Genomic DNA, 18311 nt, shown 5'->3' on the forward strand with positions numbered 1-18311 from the left:
GAGGATGCACCATGGAAGCGCCCGTTCACGACTTCAGCGAACTCTTCGCCCAGCTCGGCCTCGCCGCCGACGCGGCGGCCATCGACGCCTTCATCCGCAGCCACGCCCCCCTTGCGGAGGACGTGCGGCTGGCCGAGGCACCGTTCTGGAACAGCGCGCAGGCCGCCTTCCTGCGCGAGGAACTGGCCGAGGACGCCGACTGGGCGGAACTCGTCGACCAGCTCGACGCCGCCCTGCGCGCCCCGCACTGAGGCCCGCCGGCGGCGGCGCGGATCACTCCACGCGCGCCACCGCGCGCCCTTCGCGCAGCCACTCGACAATGCCGTCGCGGACGTTGTAGACCTGCCGGTAACCGGCGCGGTGCAGCAGGTCCGCCACTGCCTGGGTGCGATTGCCTGTGCGGCAGATGACCACCACCGGCGCCTCGGGCGGGATCTCGCGCGCCACCGCGCCGAGCCAGGCCGGAATGTCATAGACGCGATAGGCACGATCCTGGAAGAAGGTCAGCAGGCGGCTGCCCGGCACCACCCCGGTCTGCCGCCACTCGTCGGCGCGGCGGATGTCGATCACCGCCACGCCCTGCTCGATGAGCTGCTGCAGCTGGGCATTGTCAATGTCGCGCACCTGAGCGTGTGCGGGCAGCTGCAGGAGCAGCCCGGCCAGCAAGGCGATGAGCGCACGCATGCTCACCACCGCGAGCGCCGCAGGCGCACGACGCGCCGGCGCAGCGCCCAGCCGCCAACCAGCAGCATGCCGGCAAAGGACAGCAATGCCCAGTTGGCCAGCGACAGGCCGAAGATCACCAGCTCCTTGTCGGCGCAGAAGCCGGTCGCCATGAAGAGGCTGGGAAGCTGCTCGCCGAGCCAGTAGACGAAGCGCTCGATGACGCTGGGGTCGGCGCTGCCGCACGAGAACATGTCCGCTGCGGGCTGGCTCTGCAACCAGCTCTGGTAGGTCGACACACCGATGCCGAGCAGCGCCAGCGCCATCACCAGCCCGCCCGTCGGCCACACCAGCACCCCGGCGGCGGCGCACAAGGCGAGCACGGCAATGACCATGAACAGCAGGCGCTGGAAGATGCACAGCGGGCAGGGGTGAAGGTCGAGCAAGGGGGTCAGGATCAGGCTTGCCGCAGCAAGCCCCGCCGAGCCGAGGGCAATCGCCAGCCAGGCATTTCGTTCGTTGAGGATACGCATCGGGTTTCGTCCTTTGGAGCCGCCCATGATACAAGAGCGCTTTGCCTACGACACCCCGCCGTCCGATGAGTGCCGCCCCCGTCCCGCCAACGCGCGCCGTACTGATCCGCATCGTGGTCGCCCTCGGTGTGGTGCAGATCATCACCTGGGGCATCCTCTATTACAGCATTGCCGTGCTCGCCGCGCCCATCGCCGGCGACCTCCTGCTGAGCCAGAGCACGGTATTCGCCGCCTTCTCCGCAGCCCTGGCGGTATCCGGGCTGGCGTCGCCGCGCGTCGGCCGCGCCATCGACAGCCACGGCGGCCGTCGCGTGCTCACCGCGGGCTGCGTACTGGGTGCCCTGGCCTTTGCCCTCATCGCCACCGCCGCCGGGCCACTGACGCTGTTCGCCGGCTGGGCGCTGGTCGGCGTGGCCAACGCCGCGTGCACCTACGACGCCGCCTTTCCCGCCCTCAGCCAGCTTGCCGGCAGCAGCTATCGCAAGGCACTCACCGCCCTCACCCTCTTCGGCGGCCTCGCCAGCACGGTGTTCTGGCCGCTCGCCTGGATGCTCGAGGCGCACGCCGGCTGGCGCCTGACCTGCTTCGCTCTGGCCGCCATCCTGCTGCTGATCGCCGCACCCCTGTGCTGGTTCGCCCTGCCCGATGCCCGCCGTACCCCTGCCCGCGACACGCCAGACGAACACCCCCCTGCGCCTGCACCGCGCGCTGGCGGCGCTGCCTTCATGTGGCTGGCAGCCAGCTTCGCACTGGGGGCCTTCGTGGTCTCCGCGGTGGGTGCGCACGCCGTGGGCGCGCTCGCGGCCAGCGGCCTCAACCCGCAAACAGCAATCCTTGCCGCCAGCCTGATCGGCCCCATGCAGGTCATCGGGCGAATGCTGGAGTTCGCCGCCGGCGCCCGCGTGAGCCCACTGCAGGTCGGCAAGGCAGCCTTCATCGTGAGCTTCGCCGGCATGCTGATGCTGTGGCTGGCCGGGCTCTCGCCCTGGCTGGCCTTCGGCTTTGCGGCCTGCTACGGCATGGCCAACGGGGTGATGACCATCGTCCGCGGCACCGTCCCCGGCGAACTCTTCGGCCGTGCCGCCTACGGCGACACCATGGGCCGCCTCGCCCGCCCGGCCTTCCTCGCCAAGGCTGCGGCACCGCTGGCAATCGCCTTGCTGGTCGCCGACGGCAGCGGCTACGACACCATGGGCGCAGTACTCGCCGCCATTACCGCACTGGCGCTGGGAGCCTTTCTGGCAGCGAACGCCACGGCCAGACGGAAGTGAATGGCTGACGTTCCCTGCTAAAGTCGTAACCAACCCTGCCGATACGCCGTAACGGAACAAGCAACGCGATTGGCGCAAACCGAGGCAAGGACACCGCACAAGAGAGGACGACCATGATGCACATCCCGCGCACACTGGCACTAAGCGCAAGCCTGCTCGGTGCCGCTGCCCCCGCGGCAGCACTCGACATTGCCGGGGCCAGCACCATCCAGCCCATCCTCGAAGCGCTGCACGCTCCGATCGAGCAACGCAGCGGCGAAGCCGTACACATCCAGGCCTGAGGCAGCGGAGCCGGTATCCGCAGCGTGCTCGAAGGGCGTGCCGCGGTAGGAATGGTATCGCGCGCACTCACTGCCGAGGAGCGCGCACGCCTGCAATACACCACCATCGGCTTCGATGCGCGCGCAATCATCGTCCATCGCGACAACCCGCTCTCCGCACTCGACCGCTCCCAAGTCGCTGATCTTTTCAGCGGCCGTATCGACAACTGGCAGGCCATTGGCGGCCCCGATCTCAAGGTGGTCCGGGTCACCAAGGAGGCCGGGCGCAGCACGCTCGACCTTTTCGAAGGATACAGCGGCCTGCGCAGCCCCGACCTCATGAACATCCGGCTGACCCACAAGATCCTTCTCCCCTTCATGCTCGTTGCGCTCACGGTGCTGGGCGCCTTCGCCATCGTGCACAATATCGAGGCTCACCTGCGCGCCGCGGCACTTCGTGAAGCAGTGCTCCTCGAAGTGCGCACCGGCACCCATGAACTGGCCTCGCAGATCAAGAGCGGCATCCTCACCCGCAGTGACAGACACGCCATCGCTGCCGCTCACACTGCGCTGCGTACCGACGAGGCCCTGCACGAACTCGGCGAGCACGGCCTGCGGCAACCGTTCCAGGACTATTTCGCCTCGCTAGTATCGGTCACTGCGCTGTATCTGGAGAACCGCAGTACCGACGGTGACCGCCGCCTTGAAGAGGTCGAGCGCATGCAGCAGGACATCGCCCAGGCAGTGGGCACCGCACTCGAACGCGCCAGCGCCGAGCGCAACCGCCTCGCCACACTGGCCACACGCACAATGCTTGGCGCACTCGCAGTGCTGATCGCGATCATGGCCGCCGTCAGCCTCCTCACCACCCGTCTGGTGGTGGTTCCGATACGCCGCATCGCCGCGCGCATGGCGCAGATCGCGCAGGGCCAGGGCGATCTTACCGCCACGCTGGCGGCCGAGTCCGCCGACGAGGTCGGCGACATTGCACGCGCCTACAATGCCATGACCGCCAGCCTGCGCGAGACCGTCGCGGCCACCGCGACCACGGCTGGCCAGGTGCTGGCGCGGCTGAAGCACTGGCCGCTTCAACCGCGCAGGTCAAACGCTCGGCGGAAGCACAGGGCGAAGCGGCAGCGGCCATGGCGGCCGCGGTGGAGGAACTCACCGTCAGCATCAACCATGCCGCCGCCACCGCCAGCGATACCGAGAACACCGCCGGCAGCACCCTGCGGATGAGCCGCGAAGGGGTCAGTCTGGCCATGGCGTCGAGCGCGGAAATCCTCAAGCTGACCGATTCCGGGCAGCACGCAGCAGAACTCACCACACGCCTGATCGAGGAGTCGAAGCAGATTCACGGCCTCGTAGGAACCATTCACGAGATCGCCGACCAGACCAACCTGCTCGCCCTCAATGCGGCCATCGAAGCTGCCCGGGCCGGGGAGAGCGGACGGGGTTTCGCGGTGGTCGCCGACGAGGTGCGCAAGCTCGCCGAGCGCACCAACACCGAGGCCACCCGCATCCGCGAGATCGTCGACGGTATGTCCGCAGTGGTGCGCAGCATTTCCACGGCCATCACCGAGACGACCGAAGAAGAGAAGCACGAGTCGGAAACCTCGCAGCGCGTGCAGGCGATCTTTGTCGATGTCGGCACGCGCGCCGACTCGCTCGCCACACAGGTGCGCGATGTCGCCTGCGCGATGAACGAGCAGTCGCAAGCGGCCACCGACATAGCCCGCAACGTCGAGGCGGTGGTGCAGATGGCGGAAGAGAACAATGCTGCGGTGGCCGCAGTCTCGGCCAGCGCAGCGGAACTGCAGGCCATGGCCGAGGCGCTGGGGGCCCGCATGGCGGGCTTCCGCTACTAATCCCGGGGAGCGGCCGGCGCCGACAAACCCAGCCTGCGCATGCGCTCCCAGAGGTTCTTGCGGCTGATGCCCAGCGCTTCGGCGCTGCGCGCAATCTGCCAATCATGGCCATCGAGCACCTTGCTGACGAAGGCCCGCTCACAGCTCTGCAGGTAGGCCTGCAAGCCCTCACCACAATCACCGTGCAGCAGTTCGCCGGGCAGGGGCGTCTCAAACAGTGCGGCGAGGTCGAGCTCGTTGCCCTCGCTGAGGATGCAGGCGCGCTCGATGGCGTGCTTGAGTTCGCGCACGTTGCCCGGCCACTGGTGCATCTGCAGGGCCTGTTCAACCTGCGGCGAGAGCCGCTTGCGTTCGCCCGGGTGCTCCCGGCACCAGGCTTCGAGCAGGCGATGGGCTAGCCAGGGGATGTCCTCGCGGCGTTCACGCAGGGGCGGCACCTTGAGGTGGATGACGTGGATGCGGTAGTACAGGTCCTCGCGGAAACTGCCCTCCTCGACCATCTCCTGCAAGTCGCGGTGAGTGGCACAGATCAGCCGCAAGTCTACCGGCAGGGCGCGCGTGCCGCCCACCCTGACCACGTTGCGCTCCTGGATCACGCGTAACAGCCGCACCTGCATGGGCAGCGGCATGTCGCCGATTTCGTCGAGGAACAAGGTGCCGCCATGGGCCTGCTCGAACACCCCGGCACGAACGCGCTGCGCCCCTGTGAAGGCACCTTTCTCGTGCCCGAAGAGTTCCGCTTCGAGAAGGGTTTCGGGGATCGCCCCGCAATTGACGGCAATGAAGGGACTCGCTGCAGGGCCGCCGGCCAGACGGTGCAGTTCGCGCGCGACGACTTCCTTGCCAACCCCCGACTCCCCCGACAGCAGCACCGTGCGCGCCTGCGTGGCGATGCGCGGCAGCAGCGTCTCGATGTGGCGCATCCCCGCCGACACGCCCAGCCGGCAGGCGTCGTCATCGCTGCGCGGCACCAGCCACTCAGCAAGTTTGTCCACCAGCGCATCGAGGTCGAAGGGCTTGGTGATGTAGTCGGTAGCGCCGGCCTTGAGCAAGGCCACGGCACGATCGATGGCACCGTGACCGGTGATGAAGTACCACGGCGGCAAGGTCAGCCCGCCGCCCTGGAGGGCAAGATAGAGTTCGTCACCACCGCGGTCGGGCAGGCGGATGTCGCTGAGCACGACATCGTAGCGCCCTTCACGCAGAGCCGCCTCGGCGTCACCACAGCAGCGGTACCAGTCGAAAGCAAAGCCTTCGAGCTCAAAGCGGTCGCTGAGTGACTCCCCCATGATCTCGTCGTCCTCGATCAGGCACAGCCGTGGGCGCTTGCTCATGCCCCTTCCTCCAGCGGCAGGATCACTGTCACTACGGTTCCCTCCATGGCATTGCTGTACACCTCGATGCTGCCGCCGAGCTGCTGTACCAGCTGGTAGGTCACCCACAGTCCGAGGCCATTGCCTTCGCCGGCGGCGCCGACGAAGGGTTCGAAAAGCTGGTTGAGGCGCTCGGCCGGTATCGCCTCGCCGCGATTGCTGACCCGGCAGCGCAGGACACTGCCGGCACATTCGATGCCGCACACCACCTCGCTGCCCGCCTCGGCCGCCTGCACCGCGTTGAGCAGCAGATTGAGGAGGATCTGCCGCACCTGGGTGGATGGCAGCGCCAGCTCGCCGGCGATGCCACCTTCCCACAGCACACGCACCTGACGCCGCGACAGGTGAGGCTGCAGCAGGGTATTGAGGTCCTCGAGATCCTGGGTGGTAAGCGGATGACTCTTCAGTCGCGCCTCGACGAGCAGCGCGGCGACGGTCTCCTTGATCTGCAGCAGGCCGCGTTCGAGCAGCGGCAAGGTGCGAGCGGTGGCGTGTTCAGGCTGCCCGTGGCGCTTGTAGGTGGAGATGGCATTGAGCATGCCACCGAGCGGGTTGTTGATCTCGTGGGCAATACCCGCGGTGATGCGGCCGATCGCGGCCAGGCGTTCGCTGGCGATGATCTGTTGCTCCAGCGCTTCCTTCTCGCGCAAGGCGGCAAGCATCAGCTTGAGCTGGGTACCGGCGCGGCCGACCTCGTCACGCGATTCGTAAAGCCTGCACTCGCTCATTTGCGGGATGCGCTCACCGACGCGGCTCATGCAATCGGCCAGCTGAACCAGCGGATCGGCCATGCGCCGCCCCCAGTACCAGCTCATCGGCAGCAGCACGGCAAGCACCAGCAGGGTGACCAGGGCACCGCGGACGACAATGCTGTGGAAACGCGGCACGAAGATCGACTTCGGGTAGGCCAGCACCAGGGTGCCGAGATAGACGCCGTCGAAACGTATCGGCATCAGCAGGTGGAACTCGCTGGCATCGGCCAGTTCGACCGCCTGACTGGCATGCAGCGCAGGTAGATCGTAGTCGGCAAGCAGGCGCGCAACACTGCCACCCACTTCGGAGCCGGACACCCCCACGGGGTGCTCGCGCGGACGCGTTGAGGCATACACCCGGCCCTCGCCGTCGAGCACCAGCAGCCATTCCGCCCCCAGTGCAGCCTGCGGTTCGTGGCGCACCGGCATGCCGATGATCTCGTAGGCACGCCAGAGATCGTCATGGAGCAAAGGGGTGACCAGCGTCAACGCCAGCACGCTGCCCAGGCTCTCGGCATTGGCAAAGAGATCGTTGCGCAACTGATCGTATTCACGCGCGACGTTGGCGGACGTCAGGGTCACCGCGGTGATCAGCACCAGAAAGGTGGCGCGCAGGGGAATCTTGTAGCGGAAGCTGAGATCCTTGAAACGCAGCACCTCAACGCCCCTCTACCATCCGCACCATGTCGCGGATGGGTTGGTACATGGAGAAGTCCCCGGGAACGAAACCGTCGAGATTGAGGGTTTCGAGCAGGCGCGCGCCCTCGCCGTCCGCGCGCATGCCGAAGAACACCTGCTGGAGTGCCATTGCCACCTCGCGGGGAAGACCCGCGCGGGCAACGAAGGGCGGAAACCCGTAGGCCGGCGAGCGCGCCAGCACACGCGTGGCGACCGTGATTTCGGGATGGATGCGGGCCAGGGTCTCCCACACGTAGCCAGCCACCGCACCGCCATCGGCCAGACCGCTGGCCACCGCCTCGACCACCTTGCGATGCGACCAGGTGAAGAAGCTGCGCCGGAAGAACTGCTCGGGACTGCGCCCCATGCGATGCAGCAGAAAGCGGGGATAAAGGGAGCCGGAAAACGAATTCGGGTCGGAAAAGGCAAACACCTTGCCGGCAAGGTCCTCGAAGCCGGCGGTGGCTGCATCGTCAGCGCCGACGATGAGGTAGGAGTGGTATTCCGGGCGCCCCAGATGCAGCGGTACCGCAAGCACATTCAGACGCTCCTGCGCCATCACGTACGGGTAGCCGCACAACCACGCCACATCGAGCGCCTGGCCGCTGATCTGCTCGGCAATCTCGCGGTAGCTCGAACGCTGCACGAAGCTTACCCGCAGCCCGCTGCGCTCGCTCAGGTAGATCCGCCAGCGGTTGAGGAATGCCGCCTGGTCGTCGAGGAACACCGGAGTCAGGCCGATGCGCAACTCGAACCCGTTGAGCACATCCGCGGCGCGCGCCCACCGCGACGTACCGAAGGCAGCAAGGGCAAGCACGAAAGCACGCCGGTGCATGATTTGGTCTCCTCCTGAATCTTCTTGTTTGACCGAGTTTAACGCGCATCCGGCTGACACGGCGTCTAGTTGGCGTTCCTCGGCTACATCGAAATAAGAAACACTATCAATGCTTTAGTGAAAAGCCCTGCGCTCCGGAAGTGACTCCGTTACCACTTGGTAACACCTTCCCCGGGGTATCACCACGCGGATGGTTTCCATCCGGTAACACGCAAAAGTCATAACCACTGCAATATCAAGGTTTCTCCACAATGGCACACATCATGCAGACGGAAGTGCATGGATATCCGCCTGCAGCCCGTCGCCAGCCTCACCCGCCTCGCACCCGACGCACGTCTGCTGGGCAACGCCGAAGCCTGCCTGGGGCGGCGCCATGGCACGGGACTGTGCTCTGCATGCTCGACAACCTGCCCACTCGGCGTGCTGACCATCTCCACCGACGGCTTCGACCTCGCTCCCGGCTGCATCGACTGCGGACGCTGCGTCGCCGTCTGCCCCACCCACGCGCTGGCCCTGCCCGGCCTGCCGCCAGTACCCAATGCGCACAAAGGAAACAAGGTGCGCATCGAGTGCACGCGCGTGCCGGAAGAGGTCGGCGACACCGCAGCCCTGCGCGTGCCGTGCAGCGGTGCACTGAAGGTCAGTGACCTGCTCGCACTCGCCACGGAAACTAGCCACGTAACCATCCTCGACCGCGGCTGGTGTGCGCAGTGCAATGCCGGCAGCCGGACACATCCCGCGCGCCCTCAGGTCGACGCCGCCAACGCGCTGCTGACGGCGGGCACGGGCGAGAAGGCTCTTCACTTCACCATTGCGCATCGCCCCCTGCCCGCTGCCGAGCACCGCCGCCACTCGCCTGACAACGCCAGCGCTCCGCTCGGTGGACGACGCTCTTTCCTGCGCCACTTGCTCGGTCATGCCGCCAGCATCACCGAAGCCCCCCCCGCCCCCATCGGCGCCCCTGCGGCCGTCGACGGGCGCGCACGCATCGTGCCCGCGGAGCGCCTGAGCATTCTGCACCACCTGCGCGAGCTCGCCGCCGTGCCTCCGGTGTCCTTCTTCCATCAACTCCACATCGACCCCGAGCGCTGCTGCAACAGCCAGGTGTGCGCCCACGCATGCCCAGTCGCAGCGCTGCGCAGTTTCGACGATGGCACGCACAGCGGGGTGCGCTTCGAACCCGCCCTGTGCATCGGCTGCGGCGCCTGCGCCCGGCTCTGTCCCGAAGACGCACTCGCCGTAACCGTGGCACAGCAGCACCCGGCACCGGGCTGGCGACGCCTCAGCACCCATCTCAACAGCACCTGTTTCGACTGCGGCGCGCCCTGCAAGGCTCCCGCCAAGGCGCTGGACGATCCCCTGTGTCCGGCGTGCAGCAAGTCACGGGCGCTGGGCAATGAGCTGTTTGCCAGCCTCTTCGCCGGCCATTGACCTGTACCGACAAATCCAAGGAGGGAGGAGATGAGCATCACCACACTACAAACCAGCATGCATACCCGACGTTCCCATACCTGTCGCTGAGGAGACACCGGCAATGAAAGTACTGCAAACCCTGATGACCCGCAGGCGCTTCCTCAAGGGCAGCGCGGTGGCGGGAGCCAGCGGCGCTGCCGCCGGCGGTCTTGGCGGCCTCACCGGGCTCGCCCCGGTCGCCGAGGCGCAGGCACAAAGCCCGCGCGGCGAAACCAAGATCACCAAGAACATCTGTGCACAGTGTCCGGCGCGCTGCGGCATCGACGTGTACACCACCAATGGCCGTGTGCACGCCATCTACGGCGATACCGGCAATCCGATCGCCAACGGCAAGCTGTGCCCCAAGGGCCACCTGGGCACCTACTTCCTTTACGACCCCGACCGCTTCAAGGGGCCGATGAAGCGCACCAACCCGCGCAAGGGGCGCAACGAGGATCCGGGCTTCGTGCCCATTTCCTGGGACGAGGCCCTCGACACCATCGCCGGCCGCCTCAACCGCCTGCGCGAGGCCGGTGAATCGCACCGCTTCGCCCACTTCTACGGCCGCGGCTGGGGCGCCTCGGACGCCGGCCTGTACGGTGACTTCGGCAGGCTCTACGGCACGCCCAACTCCGCCATCGGCCATGCCTCGATGTGCGCGGAAGGCAGCAAGCGCGCCAAGCAGGCCACCGACGGCAACAACTCGTACAACGCCTACGACTACCGCAACGTCAATTACATCCTCAACTTCGGCGCCAGCTTCCTGGAGGCCTTCCGCCCTTACAACTACCTGATGCAGATGTGGGGGCACATGCGCAGCAAGAGCCCGCAGACCCGCATCACCACGGTCGATGTACGCATGAACCCGACCATGGCGGCCTCCGACCGCGCGCTCTACATCAAGCCGGCCACCGACGGCGCGATGGCGCTGGCGATCGCCCATGTGATCCTCACCGAAGGGCTGTGGGAGCGCGAGTTCGTCGGCGACTTCGTCGACCCGGAGATGCGCTTCCGCACCGGCCAGACGATTCCCGCCGGCAGCTTTGCCGAAAAGTGGGTGCACGGGCTGACCGAATGGTGGAACGAGGAACTGAAGGACCGCACCCCGGAATGGGCCGAGAGCGTCACCTCCATCTCCGCCCGCGACATCGTCCGCACCGCGCGCGAGTTCGGCACCACCCGCCCGGCCATCGCCATCATGGAACGCGGCCCCACCGCGCACACCAACGGCACCTACGCCGGCATGGCCATCCACGCGCTCAATGCACTGGTCGGCAGCCTGTGGGCCGAGGGCGGCATGTTCTACCAGATGGGCCCATCGTACGGCGGCCTGCCGGTGAATGCCGCGGACTACATGGACGACTGGGCCAGGAACGGCGCCTGGAAGAGCCAGCCACGCATCGACAAGGCCGGCACCGCAGAATGGCCGATGTCCGGCACCATGATGCAGGAAGCCGGCCCCAACCACCTGAAGGGCGACCCCTACAAACTCGATACGGCGATGTTCTTCTACACCAACCCGATCTGGTCGGCGCCCAATCCGCAGGTCTGGGAAGAGGCGCTGAAGGACGTCTTCGTCATCGACACCTCGCCTTTCCCCGGCGAAACCGCGATGTATGCGGACATCGTGGTGCCCGACCACACCTACCTGGAACGCCTGCAGGACTCGCCCACCTACCCCTTCGAGGGCTGGCCGATGGCGGCGCTGCGTGTCCCCGCGGTTGATCCGGTATATGACACCAAGCACTTCGGCGACACACTGATCGAGATCGGCAAGCGCATCAAGGGGCCGATGGGCGAGTACTACAAGGCGATCGACAGCGTCGAGAACGTGCTGCGCCACCGCGCCAAGGGCTTCGAGACCGACCCCGGCGACAACGGCGTGAACAGTTTCGAGAGCTGGAAGGAAAAGGGCGTCTGGTACAAGAAGCGCTACCTGTGGCAGCAGCGCCGTGGGGAATTCTACGAATGGGACGGCCGCGGCTACAACGTGCGCATGAGCCCGGACGAGGTCAAGGCCAAGCTGATCAAGACCCCGACCGGCAAGTTCGAGTTCAAGTCCGGTTTCCTGGAAAAACACGCCGACTACATCGAGCGCACGCTGGGCGTGCCGGCCGCGCGCGCCGGACTGGTGCAGTGGGTGGAAGCCCGGCACACCGGCCAGGGCGATCTCTACTTCGTCTCGCCCAAGACCCCGCTGCACGCCGAAGGACGCGGCGGCAACATCCCGCACGCCATCGCCAACCAGCAACCCATCGTCGGCGGGCGCAAGACGGTGTATCTGGAGATCCATCCGGACACCGCCCGCGCTCGCGGCATCCGCAACGGCGACAAGGTGCGCATCAAGTCCAACCTGGGCAGCATCGAGGCCTACTGCCGCTACATGCCAGCCCACCGCCCGGACACCCTGGTGCTGCCCATGGAGCATGGCCACTGGGCGCAGGGACGCTGGGCCAAGGGACGCCTGCCGGGCCACTCCGGCGACATCACCGAAAACGTATCCGATCCGATCTCCGGACTTGCCTGTTATTACACCGGCAAGGTCACCGTGGAACGGGCCTGAACCCTGCACTGAAAGGAGCTAGAGACAATGGCAAAGTGGGGAATGGTCATCGACCTCGACAAGTGCACCGGCTGTCAGGCCTGTACGACGGCGTGCGCAATGGAAAACAACACCCTGCCCGGCGAGAGCTGGCAGGACGTGCTCTTCTACCACCAGGGCAAGTACCCGAGCGCGCAGATGAAGTGGCTGCCGCGCCCGTGCATGCAGTGCGAGAACCCCTCGTGCGTGCATGTGTGCCCGACACGGGCGACCTACAAGGACATGGACGCCGGCGGCATCGTCTTCGTGGACTGGAACAAGTGCATCGGCTGCAAGTACTGCATGATCGCCTGCCCCTACGGCGTGCGCTTCTATGCCGACGAAAAGCCGCTGCTCGAACCCGACCTGCGCGACATCTTTCCGGGCAGCAACGGCCAGCTGTGGAGCCCGCCCTACCAGAATCCGGAACAGGACTGGAAGCGGGGCATCGGCATCCAGCCTGCCGGCGTGGTCTCCAAGTGCACCTTCTGCTACCACAAGGTGAGCAAGGCGCCGGCCGGCACGCCGGACCTCGATGAGGACATCCCGGAGCTGAAGGAATATGTGCCCGCCTGCGTGCGCACCTGCGCACCGAAGGCACGCTTCTTCGGCGACCTCGACAATCCGGAAAGCCAGGTCAACCGCCTGATCGGCGACAAGCACGGTGTACGACTGAAGGACCACACCGGCAACAAGCCCCAGGTGTACTACCTCGGCGCCGGTGCCGGCGTACCCGCCTTCGAGCCCAAGCCGCGTTCCTGAGGAGGTATTGAGCAATGAACCAAGAAAACATCATCAAGGGGCCCGCCGGACTCGGCCTGCTGGCGCTCTCCGCCATCGTCCTGCTGGCCTCCTTCGGCTACGCCATCACCAGCCTGTCGAGCCAGGGGCACGCAGCCTTCAACGCCACTTCGACAGTGCCCTGGGGGCAGCCCATCGCCACCTACCTGTACTTCGCCCTGGCCTCCTCCGGCCTGGGGCTGATCGCCTCGCTGCCGCTGGTGTTCGGCTTCAGGAAGTTCTACCCGGTGGTCAAGCGTTGCATCTTCCTCGCCTTCATCATCCTGATCTCCGGGATGGCGGTGCTGGCGCTTGAACTGGGCAACGTCTTCCGCATGCTGTGGGTGATTCCGCTCAACCTGCAGATCCAGTCGGCAATGTTCTGGATGGGTGTGTTCTACCTGGTCGATCTGGTATTCCTGCTGTGGAAGTTCCAGAAGATGGACGCAGGCGAGTGGGACAGCAAGACCAGCAAGCAGGTCGGCATCGGCTCCTTCCTGGCCGTGCTGCTCGCTTCCGGCAACCTGGCGCTGATCTTCGGCATGATGAGCATGCGCCCGTTCTGGTTCGACGGCCTGCTGCCGATCTACTTCTACCTCACCGCGGTGGCCAGCGGCCTGGCAGCACTGGTGTTCTTCACCTACCTCGCGCACGGTTTCAGCCGCGACAACATGTCCGCCCCGCTGCGCAACCTGCTCGAGGGCGCGCTGCCGAAGTTCTTCGGTGCGGTGCTGGGAGGCACGCTGCTGTTCATCGCCGTGCGCGCAATCACCGGGATGTACAGCAACAACCCGGAGATCCACCTGGTATGGTCAGAGTACCTGTTCGCCTCGCCGGTGTACCAGGCCTCGCTGTGGCTCGGCATCCTGCTGCCCTTCGTACTGATGCTGATGAGCTCGCTGCGCACGTTGGCCGGCACGCAGGTACTGGTGGCCATCCTGGTGTTCGGCGGCTTGTTCGCCGAGCGCTTCTTCTTCGTCGTCGGCGGCCAGGTCATCCCCCTGTTCAAGGGTACCTGGGAATGGGACATCCTCAGCTACACGCCGTCGGCAACCGAGTGGAGCCTGACCGTCATGGGTTCGGCGATGCTGTTTACCCTCTGGGTTCTGGGCGAACGTCTGCTCAACCTCTCCGCGATGCCGCCGGAAACTGTCATGCGGGGCAACGCGGACGAAGCTGCCGCCACTGCGCACAGCTGAGCACCACCGTCCCTCTGCCGCCCGGGTGGTGCCTCTGCACCTCCCGGGCGCTCCTCCCGGCACCCGCAGGAGTTCTCCACCATGCATCAACCCGACCTCAAGCTCAGCAGCCGCGCCGAGCTTCAGCTCTGCCTGGCCCGCTGCTTTCTTCCCCCATCCCGGCAGGCCGACTTCGATGCCCTGTGCACCGACCTGCCCGCCGATCTGCGCGAGCTCAATAGCAGCCTGGCGGTGCTCGGCGATGGCGAAATCGACGAGCTGTGCGATACCCTGAGCACCCTGCCCGATGCCACCACCGTGCTCGCCACCTACAGCAGGCTGTTCCTCTCCCCCCCCGCTCCGGCACTGCTCAACCTCGGCTTCTACCTCGATGGCGGATTGCAGGGCGGCAGCTGCCAGGCCATCGAAGATCTCTTCCGCACGCACGGCCTTGCCCGTGACCCCGCCTTCCGCGACACCGCCGACCACCTCGCCCTCTACCTGCAGTTCGTCGGCTGGATGCTCGCCCGTGCAATCGACCATCAGGAGCGCGCCGAGCACGACGCTGCCCTCGCCATCCTCGGCGAACTCCATCACAGTATCGTCCGCCACGCCCTGCCGGCACTCCAGCGCCTGCATGCGCAGATACTCAAGGCAGAGGACGAGTACCACCTGCTGCCGCTGTACGGGAAGCTGTGCAGCCTCGCCCACCACGCCCTTGCTGCCGACGCCATGACTGTCCAGCATCTGCTGCCGCAACCTGCAGCATCCACCGGCCTGCTCGACAAGCCTCCGCCCGCTACAGCCGCACCTCACCTCCAGGAAGACAGCGCCTGCACGGTCTGCTCCCGCCCCTTCGTACCTGCCGGCGATCTTGCCGGCATGATTGCCGTGCTACGAGCACAGGGTCTTGCCACCGATCACATGCAGGTCTGCCCGGATTGCCGCGCTGGCGCGATGGGCCTGAGCCCGATGGAACTCCCGCGCATGCGCAAGGCAGGCTGAGCGGGTGCTGCGCATGGCCATCGTCGCCACTGTGCTGACCACCGCCGTACCGGCCTCGACGGGCCTCGACATCGAAGACTACCTGCCACCCCCACAGCAACCGTCGAGCGCGGATGAAGCACGCCGCCAGCACGCCCGCGTGCTCGCCGAGCGGGCCCAGGCGCACCACATTGCTGCTGAAAAGGCGCGCCTGCGCGCCGCGGAATCTGCCCGTCAGGCCGCCGTCCTGATGGAGCGCCCAGCCGGTGAACAACTGCTCGAAGCACGCTGCCTGAACTGCCACCCGATGGAGCTGGTGCTGCTCACCCCACGCACCCGCCTGGCCTGGGAAGCTCTCATCTGGCGCATGCAATGGATCAACGGTGCCGAGCTCAAAAGCGGGGAGAGGCCCATCATCGCAGCCTACCTCACCACCGTCCGCCCCGCCCCGCGCCGCCGCGCGGTATTCGAACTCATAGCCCTCGGGCTGCTCCTCACCATACCTGCCGTCTTCGTCCTGCGCCATTTACGCCGGACAACTCCCCGCACATCACCGGAGAATCCCACATGAGCACCATCCAGCCTGGCACCCGGGTCACCGCCGACTACAGTTTCCACGACGAAGACGGTACCCTCATCGACAGCAGCACGCGCAACGGCCCGATGGTCTTCGTACACGGGCGCGCCAGCGTGCTACCGGCCATCGAGAATGCCGTGCTCGGCTGCAGCAGCGGCGAGCACCTGCAGTTGCGCCTGACGCCCGACCAGGCCTTTGGCCCGCACCGTCCCGAACTGGTATTCGAAGCACCGGCCGCCAACCTCCCCCCGGACACTCCGCTCGTCCCCGGCACGGAGCTGTTCAGCGGCAGCGGCGACCGCCCCGCCTTCCGTCTGCGCGTGCTGCGGCGAACCGACAGTGGTGCCGTACTCGACGGCAATCACCCACTGGCCGGCAAGACCCTGCTGGTCGATCTGCGCATCCTCGCCACCGAGGCCGGCACATGAACAGCACCGTCACCGCGCGCCCCGGCTGCACCATGATCGCCACCGCAATCCTGCTGCAACTGTTCATCGCGGCATCGTCCAAGGCCGCCGATCAAGCCCCCATTCCGGACGCAGCAGAGCCCGCTCATGGAACCTCCGCCGGCGTGCTGGTGCCCTCCTCACCCCGACCGGCACAGACACCCTCGACGGACAAGCCCGCATACATCCCTGTCCTGCCGCCCGACCTCGATCTCGGCCTCTGCGACGAAGGCTGAACAAGGACTCCTATACGCTGCCTGCCACGAATCGGCGATACTTCTCCCCCCGCGCGCCCAGTGCTCGCGGAACACGCCGCAAAGGAGCAGACAGGATGACGATCAGCTGGACAGACGAACAAGGCCACTCCCGGCAACTGGCCTGGTTGTCCGCCGCACAACAAGCCGCGCCGCAGCGCGTGCTGGCGGTCGACGACCGCTGCACGGCGGACGCCGCCTATCGAGAACTCAGCCAGGGAACGGCCCTGCTGTGGCAGGGCGATTACCACAATGCCCGCCAGCTGCTGCAGGCCATCACCCGGCGCATCGCGCGCAGCGCTGCGAAAGGCGCCCGCAAGCCTGCCGCAGCCCTGGCGCCCACTGAACGCTTCCATCGCGAACGCCTTGCGCGCGCACAACGCGCGCGCCTGCTGGGGCAGTTACTGCTGCCCTGCGAACCGGGCTACCACATCGCGCTGCGCCGCGCCCCCGACGTGCAGGCGGCCTGCGAGGCGGCATATGGGCCATCGCCAGCAGTGCCCTTTGCCCTGTCGCTGCGGGAGTTGCTCGGCGTGCTCGGCGCCTGGCAGTGGTTCCTGCGCGGCGTCGAAGTGCCCGCTCTGGGCGCGCGCATCCATCCCCACTACGGTGTCTTCGCCCCGGTGCGCAGCGAATACCTCGACCTGCTCGCCGCTGCGGCACTGCCCGCACCGCCACCGCAGAGCGCCTTCGACATCGGCACCGGTAGCGGAGTGATCGCCGCCCTGCTCGCCCGTCGTGGCATCCCCCGCATCGTCGCCACCGATCTTTCGCCTGCGGCGCTGGCCTGCGCACGTGACAACCTCACCCGCCTTGGCGTGAGCGCCGGGGTCAGCGTCGAGGAAGCCGACCTCTACCCCGAGGGGCGCGCCGATCTGGTGGTGTGCAACCCGCCCTGGCTGCCGGGGCGTGCCGCATCGGCGCTCGACGCCGCCGTCTATGACCCCGACAGCCGCATGCTGCGCGGTTTCCTGGACGGTCTGCGCGCCCATCTGAATCCCGGCGGCGAAGGCTGGCTGATTCTCTCCGACCTCGCCGAACATCTCGGTCTGCGCAGCCGCGAGGAGTTGCTGGGCTGGATCAGCAAGGCCGGCCTGCGGGTACTCGGGCGCAGCGAGATCGCCCCCCGTCACCCGCGCGCCAGCGCTGTCGATGATCCCCTGCACGAGGCCCGCGCCGCCGAGCGCACGGCGCTGTGGCGGCTGGCGGCCGCTTGAACGTTACTTACCTCCCCGTCCGCGCCTGAGGGAGCAGCTTATCCGCCTAGACCCGGCACCGCCTGCTGCAAGGGGTCACGCTCGGTAGACGGGCTCTCGGGCGCGGGCACGATGGCGAGCAGTTCGATCTCGAACACAAGGGTCTCCTCCGGCCCCACCGGACCACCGCCGCCACGGCCATATGCCAGCGCGGGCGGGATCACCAGGCGCAGCCGCGAACCCACCGGGGTATCGACGAGCACGCGCTGCCAGCCGGCGATAGTGCGATTGACCGGCACCGTCGCCGGTTCGCCGCCGCGGCGGCTGTCCTCGAAGACCCGTCCATCGATGTGCGCCGCGCGGTAATGCACCTGTACCCAGTCGTCGCCATGCGGTTGTGCGCCGTCGCCGAGTTCGAGCACTTCGACCTGCAGGTCGTCGGGGAGAGCGAGCACACCCGGGCGCAGGCGGTTGGCACTGCGGTATGCCGCCCCCTCCTCGGCATTGAGCTCGGCAAGCAGCAACTGGCGCTCGGCCTCGCCCGGCGTCAGGCCGCTGCTGTGCATGACGATGGCCACCACCACCAGCGCGGCAAGACTGACGAGGATCACGCGCAACACGGGCGCCCCC

General features: G+C 66.9%; 20 protein-coding genes and 1 pseudogene. 15 read left to right on the top strand and 6 right to left on the bottom strand.

Annotated features, from left to right (window positions below):
* Positions 1 to 11 precede the first annotated feature (11 nt).
* Positions 12 to 251 (top strand): DUF2789 domain-containing protein, encoded by a 240-nt coding sequence (locus C8261_RS09485; protein WP_107493455.1) that lies wholly within the window; start codon positions 12 to 14, stop codon positions 249 to 251.
* 22 nt (positions 252 to 273) lie between these two features.
* On the opposite strand, the gene C8261_RS09490 is transcribed toward C8261_RS09485, so the two are convergent.
* Together C8261_RS09490 and C8261_RS09495 are read right to left on the bottom strand one after the other, a co-directional pair.
* Entirely contained in the window at positions 274 to 684 is a 411-nt protein-coding gene (locus tag C8261_RS09490; RefSeq protein WP_107493456.1) for a rhodanese-like domain-containing protein, read from the bottom strand.
* A gap of 2 nt (positions 685 to 686) precedes the next feature.
* On the bottom strand, positions 687 to 1196 hold the full coding sequence (locus C8261_RS09495; protein ID WP_107493457.1) for a disulfide bond formation protein B: 510 nt from the start codon (positions 1194 to 1196) through the stop codon (positions 687 to 689).
* Between the two features lie 65 nt (positions 1197 to 1261).
* On the opposite strand from C8261_RS09495, the gene C8261_RS09500 reads away from it, so the two are divergent.
* The 5 genes and pseudogenes from C8261_RS09500 (at position 1262) to C8261_RS09510 (ending at position 4595) form a co-directional block, all read left to right on the top strand.
* Positions 1262 to 2467 carry an MFS transporter gene (locus tag C8261_RS09500; protein WP_107493458.1) on the top strand — a complete coding sequence of 402 codons (1206 nt, stop codon included), beginning with the start codon at positions 1262 to 1264 and terminating at the stop codon, positions 2465 to 2467.
* A gap of 113 nt (positions 2468 to 2580) precedes the next feature.
* Entirely contained in the window at positions 2581 to 2748 is a 168-nt protein-coding gene (locus C8261_RS17320) for a hypothetical protein (RefSeq protein ID WP_181358908.1), read from the top strand.
* A gap of 12 nt (positions 2749 to 2760) precedes the next feature.
* Positions 2761 to 3042: pseudogene (locus C8261_RS17815) on the top strand (substrate-binding domain-containing protein); the annotation flags it as partial.
* A 528-nt stretch (positions 3043 to 3570) separates the two neighbouring features.
* Positions 3571 to 3966 carry a HAMP domain-containing protein gene (locus C8261_RS17820; protein WP_328588073.1) on the top strand — a complete coding sequence of 132 codons (396 nt, stop codon included), beginning with the start codon at positions 3571 to 3573 and terminating at the stop codon, positions 3964 to 3966.
* Positions 3882 to 4595 carry a methyl-accepting chemotaxis protein gene (locus C8261_RS09510; RefSeq protein WP_219905173.1) on the top strand — a complete coding sequence of 238 codons (714 nt, stop codon included), beginning with the start codon at positions 3882 to 3884 and terminating at the stop codon, positions 4593 to 4595. Before C8261_RS17820 ends, C8261_RS09510 begins: the two co-directional genes overlap by 85 nt.
* Here the strand turns inward: C8261_RS09510 and C8261_RS09515 are convergent.
* From C8261_RS09515 to C8261_RS09525, 3 genes are read right to left on the bottom strand one after another with little or no spacing between them, the layout of a single operon-like run.
* On the bottom strand, positions 4592 to 5929 hold the full coding sequence (locus tag C8261_RS09515) for a sigma-54-dependent transcriptional regulator (RefSeq protein WP_107493461.1): 1338 nt from the start codon (positions 5927 to 5929) through the stop codon (positions 4592 to 4594). The genes C8261_RS09510 and C8261_RS09515 overlap by 4 nt on opposite strands.
* Entirely contained in the window at positions 5926 to 7377 is a 1452-nt protein-coding gene (locus tag C8261_RS09520; RefSeq protein ID WP_219905174.1) for a sensor histidine kinase, read from the bottom strand. The genes C8261_RS09515 and C8261_RS09520 overlap by 4 nt, the downstream gene beginning before the upstream one ends.
* A 1-nt stretch (position 7378) precedes the next feature.
* Positions 7379 to 8233: a substrate-binding domain-containing protein gene (locus C8261_RS09525; protein ID WP_107493462.1), complete on the bottom strand. Its 855-nt coding sequence runs from the start codon at positions 8231 to 8233 to the stop codon at positions 7379 to 7381.
* Positions 8234 to 8512: 279 nt separating this feature from the next.
* On the opposite strand from C8261_RS09525, the gene C8261_RS09530 reads away from it, so the two are divergent.
* The 9 genes from C8261_RS09530 to C8261_RS09565 all read left to right on the top strand — a co-directional run bounded on the left by C8261_RS09530 (position 8513) and on the right by C8261_RS09565 (position 17702).
* Positions 8513 to 9664 carry a 4Fe-4S binding protein gene (locus C8261_RS09530; protein ID WP_107493463.1) on the top strand — a complete coding sequence of 384 codons (1152 nt, stop codon included), beginning with the start codon at positions 8513 to 8515 and terminating at the stop codon, positions 9662 to 9664.
* Between the two features lie 103 nt (positions 9665 to 9767).
* Positions 9768 to 12248 (top strand): molybdopterin-dependent oxidoreductase, encoded by a 2481-nt coding sequence (locus tag C8261_RS09535; RefSeq protein WP_107493464.1) that lies wholly within the window; start codon positions 9768 to 9770, stop codon positions 12246 to 12248.
* 27 nt (positions 12249 to 12275) lie between these two features.
* Positions 12276 to 13028: a 4Fe-4S dicluster domain-containing protein gene (locus tag C8261_RS09540; RefSeq protein ID WP_219905175.1), complete on the top strand. Its 753-nt coding sequence runs from the start codon at positions 12276 to 12278 to the stop codon at positions 13026 to 13028.
* Between the two features lie 14 nt (positions 13029 to 13042).
* Entirely contained in the window at positions 13043 to 14245 is a 1203-nt protein-coding gene (nrfD, locus tag C8261_RS09545; RefSeq protein ID WP_107493466.1) for an NrfD/PsrC family molybdoenzyme membrane anchor subunit, read from the top strand.
* Between the two features lie 81 nt (positions 14246 to 14326).
* Entirely contained in the window at positions 14327 to 15229 is a 903-nt protein-coding gene (locus C8261_RS09550; protein ID WP_107493467.1) for a TorD/DmsD family molecular chaperone, read from the top strand.
* Positions 15230 to 15242: 13 nt separating this feature from the next.
* Positions 15243 to 15779 (top strand): hypothetical protein, encoded by a 537-nt coding sequence (locus C8261_RS17325; protein ID WP_181358909.1) that lies wholly within the window; start codon positions 15243 to 15245, stop codon positions 15777 to 15779.
* Positions 15776 to 16213, top strand: a complete 438-nt coding sequence (locus tag C8261_RS09555) for an FKBP-type peptidyl-prolyl cis-trans isomerase (protein ID WP_181358910.1) — start codon at positions 15776 to 15778, stop codon at positions 16211 to 16213. The genes C8261_RS17325 and C8261_RS09555 overlap by 4 nt, the downstream gene beginning before the upstream one ends.
* Positions 16210 to 16467, top strand: a complete 258-nt coding sequence (locus C8261_RS09560) for a hypothetical protein (RefSeq protein WP_107493469.1) — start codon at positions 16210 to 16212, stop codon at positions 16465 to 16467. Before C8261_RS09555 ends, C8261_RS09560 begins: the two co-directional genes overlap by 4 nt.
* Positions 16468 to 16562: 95 nt before the next feature.
* Positions 16563 to 17702, top strand: a complete 1140-nt coding sequence (locus tag C8261_RS09565) for a methyltransferase (protein WP_107493470.1) — start codon at positions 16563 to 16565, stop codon at positions 17700 to 17702.
* Positions 17703 to 17740: 38 nt separating this feature from the next.
* Here the strand turns inward: C8261_RS09565 and C8261_RS09570 are convergent, their stop codons facing one another.
* Complete coding sequence (locus C8261_RS09570; RefSeq protein ID WP_107493471.1) at positions 17741 to 18301, bottom strand: FKBP-type peptidyl-prolyl cis-trans isomerase; 561 nt, start codon at positions 18299 to 18301, stop codon at positions 17741 to 17743.
* Positions 18302 to 18311 lie beyond the last annotated feature (10 nt).

Origin of the sequence: Pseudothauera lacus, from assembly GCF_003034845.1 — a bacterium.
GTDB lineage: Bacteria > Pseudomonadota > Gammaproteobacteria > Burkholderiales > Rhodocyclaceae > Pseudothauera > Pseudothauera lacus.